The 16,932-nt window shown below is 63.6% G+C and carries 13 protein-coding genes; 3 read left to right on the top strand and 10 right to left on the bottom strand.

The features are described 5' to 3' along the window. Positions 1–8: 8 nt before the first annotated feature. Positions 9–1,352 carry an MFS transporter gene (locus tag AC3AP7_RS04285; RefSeq protein WP_475765236.1) on the bottom strand — a complete coding sequence of 448 codons (1,344 nt, stop codon included), beginning with the start codon at positions 1,350–1,352 and terminating at the stop codon, positions 9–11. 403 nt (positions 1,353–1,755) lie between these two features. On the opposite strand from AC3AP7_RS04285, the gene AC3AP7_RS04280 reads away from it, so the two are divergent. Beyond that, positions 1,756–2,706, top strand: coding sequence for a LysR family transcriptional regulator (locus AC3AP7_RS04280; RefSeq protein WP_475765238.1), 951 nt, complete (start codon positions 1,756–1,758; stop codon positions 2,704–2,706). A 162-nt stretch (positions 2,707–2,868) separates the two neighbouring features. On the opposite strand, the gene yfcF is transcribed toward AC3AP7_RS04280, so the two are convergent. Next, positions 2,869–3,501 (bottom strand): glutathione transferase, encoded by a 633-nt coding sequence (yfcF, locus tag AC3AP7_RS04275; RefSeq protein WP_475765240.1) that lies wholly within the window; start codon positions 3,499–3,501, stop codon positions 2,869–2,871. A 98-nt stretch (positions 3,502–3,599) separates the two neighbouring features. Here yfcF and AC3AP7_RS04270 point away from each other — a divergent pair, with 98 nt between their 5' ends. Continuing rightward, positions 3,600–4,406: an IS5 family transposase gene (locus tag AC3AP7_RS04270; protein WP_475765242.1), complete on the top strand. Its 807-nt coding sequence runs from the start codon at positions 3,600–3,602 to the stop codon at positions 4,404–4,406. Positions 4,407–4,524: 118 nt separating this feature from the next. Here the strand turns inward: AC3AP7_RS04270 and AC3AP7_RS04265 are convergent, their stop codons facing one another. Beyond that, entirely contained in the window at positions 4,525–4,914 is a 390-nt protein-coding gene (locus AC3AP7_RS04265) for a hypothetical protein (protein WP_475765244.1), read from the bottom strand. A 1,119-nt stretch (positions 4,915–6,033) separates the two neighbouring features. Here AC3AP7_RS04265 and AC3AP7_RS04260 point away from each other — a divergent pair. Beyond that, positions 6,034–6,942, top strand: coding sequence for a LysR family transcriptional regulator (locus tag AC3AP7_RS04260; protein ID WP_475767785.1), 909 nt, complete (start codon positions 6,034–6,036; stop codon positions 6,940–6,942). A gap of 6 nt (positions 6,943–6,948) precedes the next feature. Here the strand turns inward: AC3AP7_RS04260 and AC3AP7_RS04255 are convergent, their stop codons facing one another. From AC3AP7_RS04255 to AC3AP7_RS04225, 7 genes are all read right to left on the bottom strand, one after another. Next, positions 6,949–8,325 (bottom strand): MFS transporter, encoded by a 1,377-nt coding sequence (locus AC3AP7_RS04255; RefSeq protein ID WP_475765246.1) that lies wholly within the window; start codon positions 8,323–8,325, stop codon positions 6,949–6,951. Between the two features lie 67 nt (positions 8,326–8,392). Then, positions 8,393–10,114: a GMC family oxidoreductase gene (locus tag AC3AP7_RS04250; protein WP_475765248.1), complete on the bottom strand. Its 1,722-nt coding sequence runs from the start codon at positions 10,112–10,114 to the stop codon at positions 8,393–8,395. A 45-nt stretch (positions 10,115–10,159) separates the two neighbouring features. Continuing rightward, positions 10,160–10,966, bottom strand: a complete 807-nt coding sequence (locus AC3AP7_RS04245; protein WP_475765249.1) for an enoyl-CoA hydratase/isomerase family protein — start codon at positions 10,964–10,966, stop codon at positions 10,160–10,162. Positions 10,967–10,972: 6 nt separating this feature from the next. After that, positions 10,973–12,547, bottom strand: a complete 1,575-nt coding sequence (locus AC3AP7_RS04240; protein WP_475765251.1) for an AMP-binding protein — start codon at positions 12,545–12,547, stop codon at positions 10,973–10,975. Next, positions 12,540–13,076, bottom strand: a complete 537-nt coding sequence (locus AC3AP7_RS04235) for a (2Fe-2S)-binding protein (protein WP_475765253.1) — start codon at positions 13,074–13,076, stop codon at positions 12,540–12,542. Before AC3AP7_RS04235 ends, AC3AP7_RS04240 begins: the two co-directional genes overlap by 8 nt. After that, positions 13,073–13,894 (bottom strand): FAD binding domain-containing protein, encoded by an 822-nt coding sequence (locus tag AC3AP7_RS04230; RefSeq protein WP_475765255.1) that lies wholly within the window; start codon positions 13,892–13,894, stop codon positions 13,073–13,075. Before AC3AP7_RS04230 ends, AC3AP7_RS04235 begins: the two co-directional genes overlap by 4 nt. Continuing rightward, positions 13,891–16,932 carry a xanthine dehydrogenase family protein molybdopterin-binding subunit gene (locus AC3AP7_RS04225; protein ID WP_475765257.1) on the bottom strand — a complete coding sequence of 1,014 codons (3,042 nt, stop codon included), beginning with the start codon at positions 16,930–16,932 and terminating at the stop codon, positions 13,891–13,893. The genes AC3AP7_RS04230 and AC3AP7_RS04225 overlap by 4 nt, the downstream gene beginning before the upstream one ends.

Genomic DNA, 16,932 nt, shown 5'->3' with positions numbered 1-16,932 from the left:
GGTCGTGATCAGCGCGGCTGGATACGGCAATGCCCAGGTGGCGGGTCGGCAGGTGGAACATGCGCGGACGCCTCTTCCGCATGCTGCGCTGCTGCCGGCTGCGGGCGACGAGGCAGCAGGCAGGAGCAGACGAGGCTGAGAATCATGGCGACGCTCGCGTAGTAGCCGGGCATCAGCTCATTGCCGGTTTGCGTCGTGAGCAAGGTGATCACGAATGGCGCGGTTCCGCCGAACGCTGTCACCGCGACGTTATAGGTCACGGACAACCCCCGCGAGCGCACGGCCGTGGGAAACAGTTCGGCCAGCGCCGTCGGGGTGGCCGCATTGACGATCTGCGTGAGCACGCTGATGATCAGTTCGATCGTCAGCAGCGTCGCGAAGTTCGGCGACGCATGCAGCCACACGAGGCACGGCACGACGGCGATCGCGTTGGCCGCGCAGCCGTACACCATCGTATTGCGTCGCCCCAATCTGTCGGCAAGCAGTCCGAAAAAAGGTGTAGCGACGATTCTCGCGATACCGGACAGCGCGACTGCCAGGAACGCGGCTTGCGCAGGAAGGCTGAGCATCTTTGTCGCATACACGGGCATGTAGACGTTGAAGAATACCTGCACGACGTTGATGCCGGCGGACAGACCGATACCTATCAGGTTCGCCTTCGGGTAGCGGGCGAGAAACTGCATGAACGTGATGCTGTCACCGGTCCGCATCGTCGTATTGAACTCGGCGGTTTCGGCAACGTTGCGGCGGATGTAGAGGCCGATCGGCGCAAGCAGCAGGCCGAGCGCGAATGGCAGACGCCACCCCCAGCTGTCGAGCTGGGCTGGAGTCAGGTAGTGTGTGATCAGGAAGCCGCAGGCGGCGGCCAACGTGCCGGCAACGGCTTGCGACATCAACATGAAACTGCCGAAGAAGCCCTTCAGTTTTTGCGGCGCATGTTCGATCAGCATCGCAGTGCCGCTGCCGAATTCGCCGCCGGCCGAAACGCCCTGGATCACGCGGGCCACCACGAGTAGCACAGTCGCTCCGACGCCGATGGTCCGATACGTCGGCGCGAACGTGATCATGCAGGTCGACACGCTCATCAGCATCATCACGAGAAACAGGGCGCTGCGGCGGCCCTTCCAGTCCGCGTAGGCGCCCAGTACAACCGCGCCGATCGGGCGGGCCAGAAACGACACGCCGAAAGTTGCCGTCGACAGCAGCAGTCCGGTCGTCAATCCATCCGACGGAAAGAAGTGCTTTGCAATGACGCCCATCAGGTAGCCGAACGAGATGAAATCGAACCACTCCATGACGTTGCCGATGGTCGACGCCAGCACGATCCGGCTGTGATGCCTCGCATTCTTCATGACCTTCCTCTGGTGTTGACCTGGTCCGATGGGCTCGGAGATTGCGTCGGGACGCGCCTGACGGGACGGACAGCGATGCCCGGTTTTCTTTCAGTCTTGAGGGAGACATTACTCGCGATATCTGCAAAATAAAAATCATTAGATCGCATCAGTGCATCACTTTTTCGCATGGTCATGCACGGTGCGACGCAATCTGCGAAACCGTTCTCCGACAGCGCTGGAGCAGCTGAAAGCCGCGCGTCGCGCTATGCATCGCCTCTCGGCAGAAAGATGCGAAGGCGTGAAAAAAGCCGATCAGGCGATGTATTTTTCGATAGACCGTTGCTAGACTGGTCTGCGGTCGACAGCAGCGTCGCCCAGGCACCCCCGCGCGGCGCATTTCCCTTCATCGTCTGGATTCGCCATGTCCACCGATCCGTACGCTTCCGATGCTCAGCCGGGCCTGTCCATGCGACTGAAGATCCGGCACATGCAACTCGTCCTTGCGCTAAGCACGACGGGTAATCTGCGCAAGGCCGCGGAAATGCTGAACCTGACGCAACCCGGTGCGACGCGGATCTTGCAGGAACTGGAGTCGGCGTTGAACGTGCAGTTGTATGAGCGTTCTCATCACGGGCTGACGCCGACCACCTTCGGGCTGGAGGTCACACGCCGCGTGCGGGCTGTGCTCGCCGATGTGCAAGGCATTCAGGACGTGGTCGACGCACTGCGTGTCGGTCAGGCCGGCACCCTGCGTATCGGCACGATCGCATCGATCGCGCCGGTCATACTGTCGCGCGCGATTGCTGCGCTCAAGCAGTTGAGCCCGACACTACGCATCGAGGTGCGCGAAGGAGACAACAGCGCGCTGCTTGGCGAGTTGCGCGCCGGCGAGCTCGACATCGTGATTGGACGCGTGACGGTCAAGCATGCCGCGCAGGACCTCTGGCGCGAACACCTCTACGACGAGCAATTCTCGATCGTCTGCGACGTCGAGCATCCGATGGCCAACACGCGCCGCAAAATTCCCTGCTCCGAATTGCTGACATGGCCATGGATTCTTCCGCTGGAGAATGCCCCGTTGCGGCATGGAATCGAAACGCAGTTCGCGCTCGCCGGCCAGAATCCGCCAGCAAACGCGATCGAGTCGGCGTCGGTGATGACCAACCTCACGCTCATCAAGGAAATGCCCGCATTCGCGGTGATGACTCGCAGCGTCGCTGAATATTTCTCTGCGCAAGGCGTGCTCAAGATCGTTCAATGTGACCTGAGCCTGGGCGTTGGCGCCTGCGTTGCGTATTTCCGGCGTCGCGAGGATACGTTGAATGGCCCCAGCGCGAAATTGTTGCATTGCATGCGGACCGCTAGCGCCTGAGCCGCGCAGAAGCGCCCGGCTCCACGCCGTCACGACCAACCGCCATTTGACTGGAAACGACCCAAAAGAGCCGGTGGCACTTCCAAAGAGCGGACGCTCAGTGACGCCCGAGACTATCTACCCTAGGCCAATACGCCGGCTTGAACAAGAGCCATCTGCATTTCACAGCGGAGGGCGATTCAGGGCGATCCAACGTTGAACAGATGGCCTTTGCCACTGATGCACAGCGTAGTCGGCAAGCCTCGCCGGTACCGTGTCACCATTCAGGATGAGCCGGTTCAGCATAAGCGCAAGGTCGGCGTCTGCTATACACCATTCGCCAAAGAGGTTCGGCGAGGGGTCGGCAAGCAATATCTCGCACGCAGAAAACAGTTTTCCTGCGGCCGTTTGTGCTGAAGCAGATAAGGGCGCGGCGGGAACGCCGTAAAATACCACCTCAGTGGAGCGCTCTTGCCGGATTGGCAAGAGGTCGCTTCGCAGCCACGCTTGGACTTGACGTGCCCGAGCGCGGTCGATCGGATCTTTGGGATATAACGAGGAGCCCGGAAAAACCTCGTCGAGGTACTCAGTTATTGCCGACGACTCGGACAAGGCGAAACTGTCGTGAACCAGTGTAGGTACACGCTGCGTAAGTGAATTCGCCGCATACCTAGGTTCGAGATTTTCGCTGTTGGCCAGGTCTATGGATACAAGCTCAAATGGCAATCCTTTTTCGTCAAGGGCCACGAAGACCGACATCGCATATGGACTTGCGAATTGAGCGTCGGCGTATAGACGCAGATTCGTTGATGACAAAGCGGGCTCCTGTTTTCTTGCGAAGAAAAACGATTGCCATCGATCTAAGTGCTTAGAAGGTGTTATGAACTTTCGGCCAGACCTGGTACCCTGGCGGGATGAAAAGACGCAGACCCTACCCAACGGATGTATCGGACGAAGAGTGGTACTTCGCCGCTCCGTACCTGACCTTGATGAACAAGGACGCGCCTCAGCGTCGCTACGAATTGCGCGAGATGTTCAACGCTTTGCGCTGGATTGTCCGTGCGGGTGCACCGTGGCGTCTGCTGCCCAATGATTTTCCGCCGTGGGAGACGGTCTACCAGCAGACGCAGCGCTGGATTCAGGCGGGCTGTTTCGAGGCCATGGTCAATGACCTGCGTTCGATTATCCGGGTGGCGCAGGATCGCCGAGGTCAGCCCAGTGCAGTCATCCTCGATGGCCGTACGCTGCAGTCGACGTGCGAGAGCGGTCCACGCGCAGGCTACGACGGGTACAAACGCAAGAAAGGCAGCAAAGTGCACATGGCGGTGGACACATTGGGGCAACTGCTTGCGGTGCATGTGACGCCGGCCAACGAACAGGAGCGCGCGCAGGTCGGAGAACTGGCGCGTCAGGTTCAGCAGGCCACGGGCCAGACGGTCAAGGTGGCGTTCGCCGATCAGGGATATACCGGCGAGGAGCCTGCGCAGGCAGCACTCGACGAAGGAATCGAGCTTCAGGTAATCAAACTGGCGGAGGCGAAAAAGGGGTTCGTGCTGTTGCCGCGCCGCTGGGTGGTGGAGCGCAGCTTCGGCTGGCTTAACCGCTTCCGCCGTCTGGCCAGAGACTACGAGCGATTGCCCGAAACCTTGGCTGGCTTGCATTTCGTCGTATTCTCCGTGCTTATGCTCGTCCACTTTGCAGCCCTTAACAAAAGTGCATAACACCTTCTATGTCGAATGGCTCTAACTGGCCGATTATTGTCCTGAGAGGACACCGTGTGTCCGGACGCGGTCCTTCGGCCCCGTCGCAGGCGGACAAGCAGCCATGCAAACCGGAACACTACTCAGTGGCAATTGCGCGCTTCATGTTCGGATCAAAATGATTCCGATACCAGTTGGCCATTCCCTGCATCAGGGTGCCGCCCGGTGGTTCCTTCCCTGCACCAATAAGTTCGACGCACGCGGCCGACACGGCCATAAGAATCCGTGCCGACTCCGGGACATACGGACTGTCGACTCCCTTCTCATGCCGCTCGCGAATCACTGTGTAACGAGCGCTTTCAGGCAAGGTCCAGGCGCTCACCAGAAAATCTTGAACGCTCACTTGCCTCCCATTGACCGCGACGGTTCGTCCCCGGTGTTGCTCAGAATATCCCGCTCGCTCCAACGCCTCACAGCTGTCGATCGCGGCATTCAACACATCGCGTACCAACTTCCAGTCGGTTTCCATACGACCTCGCTCTTCGGAGATGGGATAGATACTAGAGCTTGCGTCCTTGCTTGCCGCAGCCTGTGAGAATTGTCGACGATTCGAGAGGCGTCGTCGAGTGTCGGCTTCTGGCCGCAGCTTGACCATCGCCGAACGATCGACTTTCGTCTTGCCATCAACGGTAGATCACCCCGAAGGAAGACGTCGAGACTGTTGATGGCTCCGTTCGTCTCGGCTCGCCCGAAAGCGTTGAAGTATAAACAAGGCAAGAGCAAGGATTGGCCCAATGCAGGGTTCCCACATCATGGCTAGACTCTCGCCACGCGTTATGTAGAGTATCTTTCCGTGGTCGTTGTAAGGAACAACGTTTCCTGTTGCCGGATTTGGTGTTAATGGCGAGGCGAGTATTTTTCCCCAATCATGAATTCCGACGGCAAAGCAGACAACAAGATACGGCACCCACCAGTGCCTCAATAATGAGGTAAGAATTTTGTGCCCTCGTTTCGACATGAAGTTCGTCCCGGTATGCTTAGCTACGCTCGCGCCAACGCGTTTAGGCCAGATTGTCGCCAATCTGGACGAGCCGGTCCAATGACCGGTTGTGGCCGACCACTGCCCGACGACCCCGTCGCACCGCGCCTGGACCGGCGGACGGCGCACGTCGACCCAACTCGGCCGTTCGACTCTCGGTACAGCGAGCGTCTCTTGACGAAGTGCAACGGCCAGTCACTCGCGGTCCCCGCCAACCCGTCGTCGGCGTCAGGTACGTGGCGTGTTGCCGCCTGAAGTGACGGCGCCGCGCAGCGGGACGGCATTTTCGGCATCCGCGAATCAACGATTTTCACGCCTTCCTTCGCGTCCGTAACGGCCTCGTTGTCCTGGATGCTCGTGCGCAACGCACTCAGGCGCTTAGATGTCTTTCGCTCTTGGCAACGTTAGGCACCGTTACAGGTCCCGCCATATGTCTGAACGGTGCCAGCGTTCGCAGTATGCCTTGGGCGATCGCCTCGGGCGGCCCTGATGGACGCTCGGCTGCAATCAGCGACTCGATACCGTGGGTTAGCGATACGACGCCCACCTCATGAAAGACGGCGCGCGGTACTATCTTCGTCGGCCCCGTCCCGTATACCCCCATGTCCCATGGAACTGAAGCAGATCCAGTACTTCATCGCGCTTTTCGAAGAAGGCACCGTCACGCGCGCCGCGAGGCGGCTCAACATCGCTCAACCGGCGCTCAGCATGCAGATCGCCAAGCTCGAAACGGAGATTCGGCAGAAGCTCTTCGAGCGTGGGCCGCATGGCATGGCGCCGACCGAAGCCGCACGGTTGATGTACCGCCTTTACACGCCGATCATGCGCGACATCGATCACGCACGGGAACACTTGAGTCGTCGCGACGTCATCGTGACGGGCCGCGTGTCGCTGGGGATGGTGTCATCGGAGGCGCAGAGCGTATTGCCCGAATCGCTCGCCCGATTCGATGCGCTTTTCCCGCAAGTCGAAGTCTCCGTTGCCGATGGCTTCAGCGCGCAACTGATCGACGCTGTCGAATCCGGCCGGCTCGACGCCGCCATCATCAACAAGCCGCGCGGACGGCTGACGCTCCATGTCGAGCCGTTGATCATCGAAGAAATGGTGCTGGTGACGAGCGTGGTGCATGGCCCAAAGCTGCCCGACGAGATCGATCTCACGCGGCAGTCGGGCATCGAATTCGTGTTGCCGACGCGCCGCAACGGCCTGCGAGGCGCGCTCGATGCCGCCTTGATGGCGGCTGACGTCGTCCTCAAGCCGAAGTTCGAGATCGATCTGCTCAGCACCATCGTGCAATTCGTTGAGCAGAGCAGTGTGGCGACGATCCTGCCGCGCGTCGTCGTGCAGGCGAAGGTGGACGAAGGCCGCTTGCGCGCACGCACGATCGCGTCGCCGCCGATCGTGCGCCAGATCATTCAGGTCACGCATCCGAAGCGGCCGATCGGCCCGGCCGCCCAGGCGTTGATCGCGATCATCACCGAGGAGATCCGGCGCGTGACCACCGGATCGCTCGAATGAGCGCGATCAGGATGGATTGCGCGCCACGCCGTTGTCGAGCTTGCCGAGCGTCTCAGGCACCACGAACGCGCCGATCAGGAAGATCACGCTGATCGCGCCGACGAAGATCGCGAGCGTCGACGGCAACTGGCCCGCATCCTTCGCGACGAGCGAGACGAATGTCGGCATCATGCCGCCGATCGCGAAGCCGATATTCCACGAAAGGCCCGTGCCCGTCGCGCGGATAGCGGTCGGGAAGCGTTCGTTCAGGAAGATCAGCACGGGCGCATAGCCGGCACTGCCGAGCGCGGAAAGCACCACCGCGTAGACGCCGACCATCGTGATGCTTTGCGCCGTCGGCAGCAGCAGGAACACGCCGGGCAGCGCCACGAGCCGGATGATGCCGATCCAGATGAAGGCGCCCTTGCGGCCGATGAGCGTGCTGATGTGCCCCGCCGCGACGGACGCGATCACCACGGCCACGCTGCAGATCATCAGGATCGCAGCGGCGGCGCCGTTCGGCGCATGGCTCACGATCTTCAGGAACGTCGGCAGATAGCCCGACGTGAGGTAGTAGCCGCTGCCGCCGCCGATCGTCAGCAACAGATTCACGAACAGCACGCCGCGATATTCGCGCGAGAACAGCGTGCGGATCGGCGAGCGCACCACTTCGACGGTCGCGCTTTTCATCTGCGCGGCGGCCTTTGCTGCCTTGTCGGCGGCGAGCTGCTTCCAGATCGGCGATTCTTCGAGGCGGTTGAACACGAACAGGCCGAGCACCGAACTCAGGATGCCCGTGAAGAACATGCAGCGCCAGCCCCACACGTCGAATGCATGGCCGGGAAAGAGCGAGGACATCGCCAGATACGTGAGCGATGCGAGCAGCGCGCCGAGTCCCGCGCCGCCGCCGCCGATTAGCCCCGACACCGCGCCGCGATACTTCGGCGCGACCGATTCGGTGCCGATCGTATGCGTGGAGGCGACCACGCCGCCGACGAACACGCCCTGCACGAGACGCAGCAGCAAGAACAACACCGGCGCGGCGATGCCCACCTGCGCGACCGTCGGCAGCACGCCGAAGGCCGCCGTCGACACGCCGACGCCGACCACCGCGAAGATCATCGCGCCCTTGCGGCCGTGACGGTCCGCATAAGAGCCGAAGAGCGCGGAGCCGAGCGGCCGCATCAACAGCGTCACTGCGAACGACGCGTAAACCGCAGCGAGCGAAAGCATTGCGTGCTCGGACGGGAAGAACAGACGCCCGATGATAGGCGCGACATACAACAACACGAACAGGTCGAACAGATCGAGCGCCCAGCCCATGCACGACGCCATCACCGCGCCCATGATCTGACGCTGATTGACCGGAAGCATGGTGGCCCCGTCTTGCGCTGCTACAGACATTTGCATCTCCTTGTGTGTCACAGGCACGCTTTGTTGGATGCGCGCTCTTGTCGAGGTTGAAAAATCGTCAGTGGGCGGCGGTGTACGGCGATGCCGCGCTCGCCCGTCGCTGGGCAACCATCGCATCGGCGATCTTCTCGGCGATCATGATGGTCGGTATGTTCGTATTGGCCGATGGCAGTCGCGGCATCAGCGATGCATCCACCACGCGCAGCCCTCGTGTGCCTCGCACGAGGCCTTCCGTGTCGGTGACGGCGTCGCGGTCCTGCGCGCCACCCATGCGGCAGGTGCCGCTCGCATGCCACACGCCGAACACGTTCGCGCGGATGAAATCGGCGAGCGCGCGGTCGTCGTGGATCAGCGAAGCCGTCTTTTGGCCGCGCGTGAAGAACCGTTCGATCAGCGCACGCCGCAGCGGCGCCGGTGTGTCGAGCAGCGCGCCGAGGATCGAAGTCAGAAACGCATTGCTTTGGCCTACCTTGCTCAGCGCCTTCACGCGCGGCGAGAACGCGGCCGGGAAGAAGTCACGTGCATCGTGGCCAAGACCCGATGCATCGACGACGCGCGCCAGCATCCGCACCCCAGCGGCGAGCCTTTGCAAATCGCGTTCGTCGTCGAGCAGATTCAGATCGACGCGCGGCGCAACGGCTGCATCGGGCGATGCCAGATGAACGCGGCCACGCGAATACGGCCGGTTGCACCACAGGAAAAAGAGGCCGAGCCGGTTGCCGAGCGCATGCCACGCTGCGCGCGTCGCACTTGACAAATACAGGTCCGACTCGTCGCAGCCCGCGACACCCGAACTCATGCGCGCGGCCATCATGCTCGCGCGGCGTTGCGCGAGCGGCATCCGAAAGCGCGGCTCGAGAAAATGACAGAACGTGAGCGACGGATGATCCTGCAGATTGCGTCCGACGCCCGGCAAATCCACCGTACACGGGATACCCATCATCACGAGTTGGCGCGCATCGCCGATACCGGCGCGCATCAGCATCGCGGGCGACTGCAACGCGCCCGCGCTCAGCACCACTTCGCCCGCATCGAAACGCACGCGCTCGCCGTTCGCCGCAATCGCGACGACACCGCGCGCCGTCGCGCCTTCCATCACGATGCGTTCGACGCGCAGATTCGAATGGATGCTGAGATTCCGGCGCTTGCGCGTGGCTTCGTCGAGATAGGCGATGGCAGTCGACACGCGCTTGTCGTCGATATTCGAGAACGCGCCCGGAAAGAAGCCGTCACCGAATTCGCCGTTCTGGTCCTGAAGTTCCGCGAAGCCATTCGCGCGCAAACCCTTCGCGAATGCGTGACAGAACGCCGGCCAGTCCTTCGGCATGATGCGGCGGATCGGCACGGGTCCGTCGCTGCCGTGCAATTCGCCGCCGGGAAAGTCTACGTCGCGTTCGAGTTTGCGAAAGTACGGCAGCACGTCGCGCCACGACCAGCCTTCGGCGCCATTCTCGGCCCATTCGTCATAGTCGCGCGGCAGGCCGCGATTGGCCGACTGCACATTGATGCTCGATCCGCCGCCCATCACGCGGCCCTGCTCGTAGACACGCGGCGCGGCGTGCTGCGTGGCTTTCGCTTGCAGATCGGGCCAGATGTACGTGTCGCCGTAGAAGACGGGCATCGGATAGCTGTCGAGAATCGCCGCGGGCACCGCGCCCGGCGGCGTATCGGCGCCCGCCTCGATCAGCGCGACGCGCACCGACGGCGCCGCCGACAGCCGATGCGCAAGCACGCATCCCGCCGAGCCGCCGCCTACGATCACGTAGTCGAAGCGATCCATCGCGTTGTCTCCTCTTGTCTCGTCCGCCACGCGGCGTGTCGGGTATCAGCTGCCGCGAAACACCGGCTTGCGCTTGCCATGAAACGCTTCGACGCCTTCGCGGAAATCGTCCGACGAGCGCAGACGACTATAGCAATGGCCTTCGAGTTCGATCGCGATCGACAAGGGCGCGTCTTCCGAATCGTTCAAGAGCTTCTTCGCGGTGCGTTGCGCGAGCGGCGAGAATCCGCGCAGTTCGTCGACGAGCGCGTCCGTCGCCGCTTCGAGTTCGGCGTCCGCGACGCATTCGACCGCGATGCCCCACTCGTACGCCTGCTTGCCGGGAATGCGGCGCGAGCGCATCACGATGTCCTTCGTGCGGCCGATGCCGACCATCGACTGCAAACGCGCCGAACCGCCCGAGCCGGGAATCTGGCCGAGCTTCTGCTCCGGCAGCGCATAGAAGGTCGTATCCGTGACGATCCGGAAATCGCACGCCAGCGACAACTCGAAGCCCACGCCGAAGCAGAAGCCGCGATTGGCCGCAATCACCGGCTTCGAGCAGCGCGCGGGCGCCGCGATATTCCACGCGAGCTTCGACACGTGTTCCGGCGAGGCTTCCAAGAAGCCCTTGATGTCGCCGCCGCTCGAAAAATGCTCGCCCTTCGCGCGCACGACGATCACGCGCACGCGGTCGTCCTCGTCGAGGGCTTCGACCGCGGCGCGCAACTGATCGCGTGCGTGCATCGAAATGACGTTGAACGGCGGCCGATGCAGGATGATGTCGGCGCGCTCGCGCTGGGCGTCGATTTCGATCGAGAAGCCGTCGAGGTCTTGCAGCAGCGTCTGGCCGCGATGGGTGAGTTCACTCATTGTCGGTTACTCCTTGGTGGTTTCTGTAGGTTGTGCGGCCTGTGCGTTCGAAGCGGGCGTGTACTCGCCCGCTTGCAGCTTGCGGCGCAGGATCTTGCCGACCGGCGACTTCGGAATGTCGTCGACGAACACGTACTCGCGCGGGCGCTTGAAGTTGACGAGGTCCGACTGGCGGCACCATGCATCGAGCGCAGCGGAATCGACGTACTCGCGGCGCTTGATGAACGCGACCACGCGCTGCCCCCAGCGCTCGTCCTTGACGCCCGCCACGGCGACTTCATCGACGGCCGGATGCAGCGACAACACCGATTCGATATCCACCGGCGAGATGTTCTCTCCGCCGCTGATGATCATGTCGTCGACGCGGCCCGTCACGTAGAGATCGCCGTCGCGGTCGAGATAGCCCGTGTCCCCGGTGAAGTACCAGCCCTCGCGCAAGCACTTCGCATTCGCGTCCGGGCGATTCCAGTAGCCTTCGAAGGCTTCGTCGCCGAGCAGGTCCGCGATGATCTGTCCTTCTTCGTCGACTTCGGCGATTTCATCGGGCGAGAGCGCATCGAGCTTCACCACGCGCAGCCGCGTATTGATGCCCGCGCGGCCCGCGCTGCCGGGTTTCTTTGTCGCGTCCTGGTCGATGCTGAACGTGTAGACCTCGGACGAGCCGTAGTGATTGACGAAGAGCTCCGGCTCGAACACGGCGGAGAGGCGCTTGAGCAGGCCGTCGTTCATCGGTGCGCCCGCGAAGCCGAGCTTTCTGACCGACGACGTGTCCGTGCTCGCGAACGCGCTGTCGGCGAGCAGATCGTGATAGAGCGTCGGCACGAGATAGAGGCAGGTGAGCGCGTGCTTCGCAATGCAATCGAGCGCGAGCTTCGCGTTCCAGCGCCGCACGCAGACGAACAGGCCATCGACGAGCGCCATCGCGAGCAGCGAGCGCACGCCCATCGTGTGATAGAGCGGCATCACCCCGAGCGTGCGTTCGCCGCGCCTGTACAGGTTCTGCGCGACGTGCGCGAGCGCGCCCGCGCGTTCATGCCGATGCCGGCGCGGCACGCCCTTGCCTTTGCCCGTCGTGCCGGACGTATAGAGGATCAGCGAGATGTCGTCGGCGGTGGCGTGCGTCGTGTCGGTCGCCTCCGCACTGCGCGTTCGTTCGACGATGAGCGCATCGAAGGTGGTGGTGCGGCCGGGCGCATCGTCGAGTCCGACGCGCGGCACTTTTTGCGCGGCGGCGCTCTGCGCGACGGAATCCGCGCTGACGGGTTCGTAGACGATCGCCTTCACCCCCGCGTCGGTCGCGCAGTAGTCGACTTCTTCCGGCTTCGCCCGCCAGTTGAGCGGCACGATCACGATGCCCGCAAACTGTCCGGCCCAATGCAGCGTCGCCATTTCCCAGCGGTTTTGCAGTACGACGAGCACCCGGTCGCTGCGCTCCAGGCCCAGTTCGCGCAGGCCATCGGCGACATTGAGGATCATGCGATGCCACTGCGCGTACGTCAGTTGCACATCGCCGTCGACGAGCGCGAGCGCGTTCGGACTGCGCTCGACGCTTTGCAGGAACGTACGTCCGAGATCAAGCATGTTCGGCCTCCTTCGCGCTTGCCTCGGCCCGGCGCCGCGCCGCCACGTCGAGCACCGCGGCCACGATGGGCGTGTAGCCCGTACAGCGGCAGATATGACCCGAGAGCATCTCGCGCACCTGCTCTTCGGAAGGATCGGGCACGCGCCGCAGATAATCCGCGCACGACATCAGAATGCCTGCCGTGCAGAAGCCGCACTGCAGCGCGTGATGCTGCTGGAACGCCTGCTGCAGGTCGCCGAGCGTCTGGTCGGGTGCAAGGCCTTCGACGGTATCGATACGCCGCCCGTCGGCCTGCACCGCGAGCATCAGGCACGAGCGCGCCGCGACGCTGTCGACCTGCACGGTACATGCGCCGCACACGCCGTGTTCGCAGCCGACGTGCGTGCCCGTCGCGCCGAGTTCGTGCCGGATGAAGTCCGACAGCAGTTCGCGCGGCTCGCAATAGCCGCTTCGTTCGCGGCCGTTCAGCGTCAGCGCGATGCGCCGCGCTTCGCCGTGCCGCATGATGGTGTCCGGTATTTTGTTCACTTTGCCTCCTCGATCACGCGCCATCCGAGTTGCCGGACCAGATTCCGGCGATATGCCGCGCTGATCTGCGCATCGTCCTGCGCGTTCAGTTTCCAGCTCAAATCGTTCAGTGCGCCGCGCAGGTCGTCGCCCTGCAGACGCGGCCATTGCTCCATCACCGGCCGGTCCGCGACGCCGCCGACAGCAATGCGGATCGACTCGTCGGTGACCACGGCCGCGCACGCGACGATCGCGAAGTCGCCGTGCCGCGCGGAAAATTCCGCGAACGCGTAGCGCTCGCCCGGTTTGCGAAGCGGGAAGCGCACCGCTTCGACGAGTTCGTCGGGCTCGCGCGCGGTCATCAGCATTCCCTGAAAGAAGTCCCGGGCCGCGAGCGTGCGGCGCCGCTTTCGCGAGCGCAGCATCACGTCACCGCCGAGCGCCGCAAGGACCAGCGGCAACTCCGCGCTCGGGTCCGCATGCGCGATCGATCCGCACACCGTTCCGCGATTGCGAATCTGAAAGTGCGAGATATGCGGGAAGGCCATCGCGAGCAGCGGCGCTTCGTCGGTGAGCGTGCTGCGCCATTCGACGCTGCCTTGCGTCGCCGCTGCGTTCACGACCAGATGCCGCGCCTGCTGGTCCACGCGTACGGCATCGAGTTCGGCGGTGCTCGAGATATCGACGAGCACCTTCGGCTGCGCGAGCCGCATATTGAGCACGGCCATCAGCGACTGGCCGCCCGCCAGCACGCGCGCGTCCTCGCCGTATTGCGCGAGCGCGTCGAGCGCGTCTTGCGCGGTCATCGCGCGCAGGTAATCGAACGGTGCGGGCTTCATGCGTGTCTCCTGAAACGTGCAAGGAGTCTTGCGATCCACGATCCGTGCGCTTGCACGGGCTTGCCCGCGGCCTGCCGTCCGAGCGATTCGAAAAGCTGCCTGAGCACGACCTTCGCCGCGCCTTCGAGCATCCGGCCGCCGACCGCCGCAACCTTGCCCGACACCTGTGCTTCGTAGTCGTACGTGAGCCGCGTGCCGCTGGCTTGCGGCGTCAGTTCGACGAGACCGCTGCCGCGCGCGCTGCCGAGCGGCGAGATTCCCGCGCCGGCGAGTCGTAGGCGGCGCGGCGCATCGATCTCCGACAAGCCGATACGCGCCTCGAAACGCGCTTTGATCATGCCGACGCCGACGGTCACGTCAGCGCGATACTGGTTCGGCGCCGTCTCTTCGAGCGCGTGACAGCCGGGAATGACGTTAGCGAGTGCCTTCGGATCGAGCAGCACGGCGAACACCGCTTCGGGTGTCGCGGGCAGGTCGACCGTGCCCTGGGCCGTCAATGCACGACCGCCGCCCGGCGTCGCGGGCTTCGCGGCGGGCGCTTGGCGATATTCCGGACGCGAGGGTTCGGGATCGTCCATGCCGATCATCGCCATCACTTTGGGGGGCGTGAGCGGCAGGCGAATGTCTTCGACGCCAAGCGCATCCGCCACCGCATTCGCGATGCACGGCGGCGTGCTCATGTTGTTGCCTTCGCCGAGACCCTTCGCGCCAAGCGGCGTGAAAGGCGAAGGCGTCTCCAGATGCACGATCAGCGGATCGGGCACTTCGCAGGTGGTCGGCATCAGGTAGTCGGCGAGCGTGCCGGACTGGAAGCTGCCGTCCGCGCCGTAGCGGAACTCTTCCATCAGCGCGGCCCCGAGGCCTTGCGCGAACGCGCCTCGAATCTGGCCGTCGGCGAGTGCGGGATTGAGGATGGTGCCCGCGTCGTGCACGGTCACATAACGATCGATGCGCACGCGCCCCGTTGCGCGTTCCACTTCGACCCCGCACATGTCGAACGCGAACCCATACGCCGCCGATGTATTGATGCGGTCCTGTTCGTCGGGCGCATCCATGTGCGGCGGCGACCAGAACACAGTCTCGCGCAGGCCCGGCTCTTCGCCTTCGGGCAGCAGCGCGGGGGCCCAGTGCGGCGCATTGCTCGCGGCACGCGCGAACGGCAGCGCGCGGTCTTGGGCATCGTGCGGAAAAATGCGCGCGCCTTCGAAGCGCAAATCGCCGGGTGTGCAGTTGAACTGCTTCGCGAGCACCCGCGCGAGTTTGTCGCGCACGCGCATCGCGGCGAGATGCACCGTACCCGCCACCGCGCCCGCGAAGCGGCTCGAATAATTGCCGGCCGCGACAGACCAAGCGTCCTTGTGCGTATCGAATTCGACGTTGACTACGATGTCCTTCGGATCAAGCCCGAGCACATCGGCGACGACTTGCGCGCACACCGTCATGTGCCCTTGGCCGGCGGGCGTCGATGCAATCGTCACGACCACGCCGCCGAGCAGATCGACGCTGACGGTCGCGCTCGCGATTGCGCCGTTCTTCGGCCCTGCTTTTTTGCGTGCGTCGGCGGGCATCACGGTCGTGATGTAGCCCATGTTCGACACCGACGGCTCCACGATCGCCGCGAAGCCGATGCCATACAGGCGTCCTTCGCTGCGCGCGGCGTCGCGGCGCGCGACGAGTTCCCCGTATCCGCCTTCGGCGAGCGAACGGCGCAGCGCTTCCTGATAATTGCCCGAATCGAGCAGTGCGCCAGCCGCCGCGCGATACGGGAACGCATCGGGCGGAATGAAGTTGCGGCGATAGACGTCGAGCACATCGAGCTTCAGTTCGACCGCGATGCGCTGGATCAGCCGTTCCAGCGCGAAGTAAACCTGCGGCCCGCCGAAGCCGCGCACGAGCCCCGTCGGCGTCTTGTTCGTCAGCACGACGCGATTGCGCACGAGCACATTCGGGATCGCATATGCGCCCGTCAGGCAGCCGTGCATGCGGTAGAACGTCGCGGGCTCGGGTGCGCGCACGTAGCCGCCCACGTCTTCCATCTGATCGTAGGACAGCGCGACGATCCGGCCATCGGCTTCGACGGCGGCTTCGATGGTCGAGACGCGCGCCGTCGCCGATGTGGCCGCGCTCAAGTGTTCGAGCCGATCCTCGACCCACTTCACCGGCGCGCCGGCCTTGCGCGACGCGAGGCACATCAGCACCACGTACGGAAACACCGCCTGCTTCACGCCGAAGCTGCCGCCGGAATCGCGCGGCGCCTTGTGACGCAGGCGATTGGCGGGCACGTTCAACGCCATTGCCATGACGGCGTGCAGCGAAAACGGCCCCATGAAATTCGACGTGACGTCGTAGCCTTCATCGCCCGACAGATACTCGGCGATGACCACGCCGCACTCGATAGGTGCGCAGGTGTTGCGCGGATAATGCGCGACCAGCTTCACGCGATGCGGTGCGCGCTCGAAGGCTGCTTCGGGCTCGCCATAGCGGAAATGCCGGTCGCTGACGATGTTGCTGCCGACGCGTTCGTGCAGCACCGGCGCGTCGTCTTTCGCGGCTTGTTCGATCGAAGTCACGGGATCGCGCATCGCGTAGTCGACCTTGATGAGATCGAGCGCGTCTTCCGCGAGCGCACGCGAATCGGCCATCACGACCGCGACCGGCTCGCCGACATAGCGCACACGGTCCATCGCGAGCGCCCACTGTTCCATAGGCGATTTCACGCCGACGACGAACGGTCGCGACCACGGACGCAGATCGTCGCGCGTGAGCACGGCACGTACGCCCGCTAGCTTCGTTGCGGCTTCCGTATCGATCGACAAGATGCCTGCATGCGCGTGCGGCGAACGCAGAATCGCGGCGTGCAGCGTGCCCGGCTTGATAGCGATGTCGTCGCCATAGCGGCCACGTCCTGTCAGGATCGCCGGGTCTTCGAGGCGCTGCATCGGGCGGCCGATGTGACGCTGCTGCGCGGTTGCTTCGCGCGCCTGGTTATCGGCGACGGGCGCGTCCATGTGGGCGAAAGCGGTCTCGCACTGATTCAT

This window comes from Paraburkholderia sp. PAMB 6770, from assembly GCF_057748135.1.
Note: the sequence above shows the minus strand (reverse complement) of the source record. Positions and strands in the feature narration are given on the sequence as shown.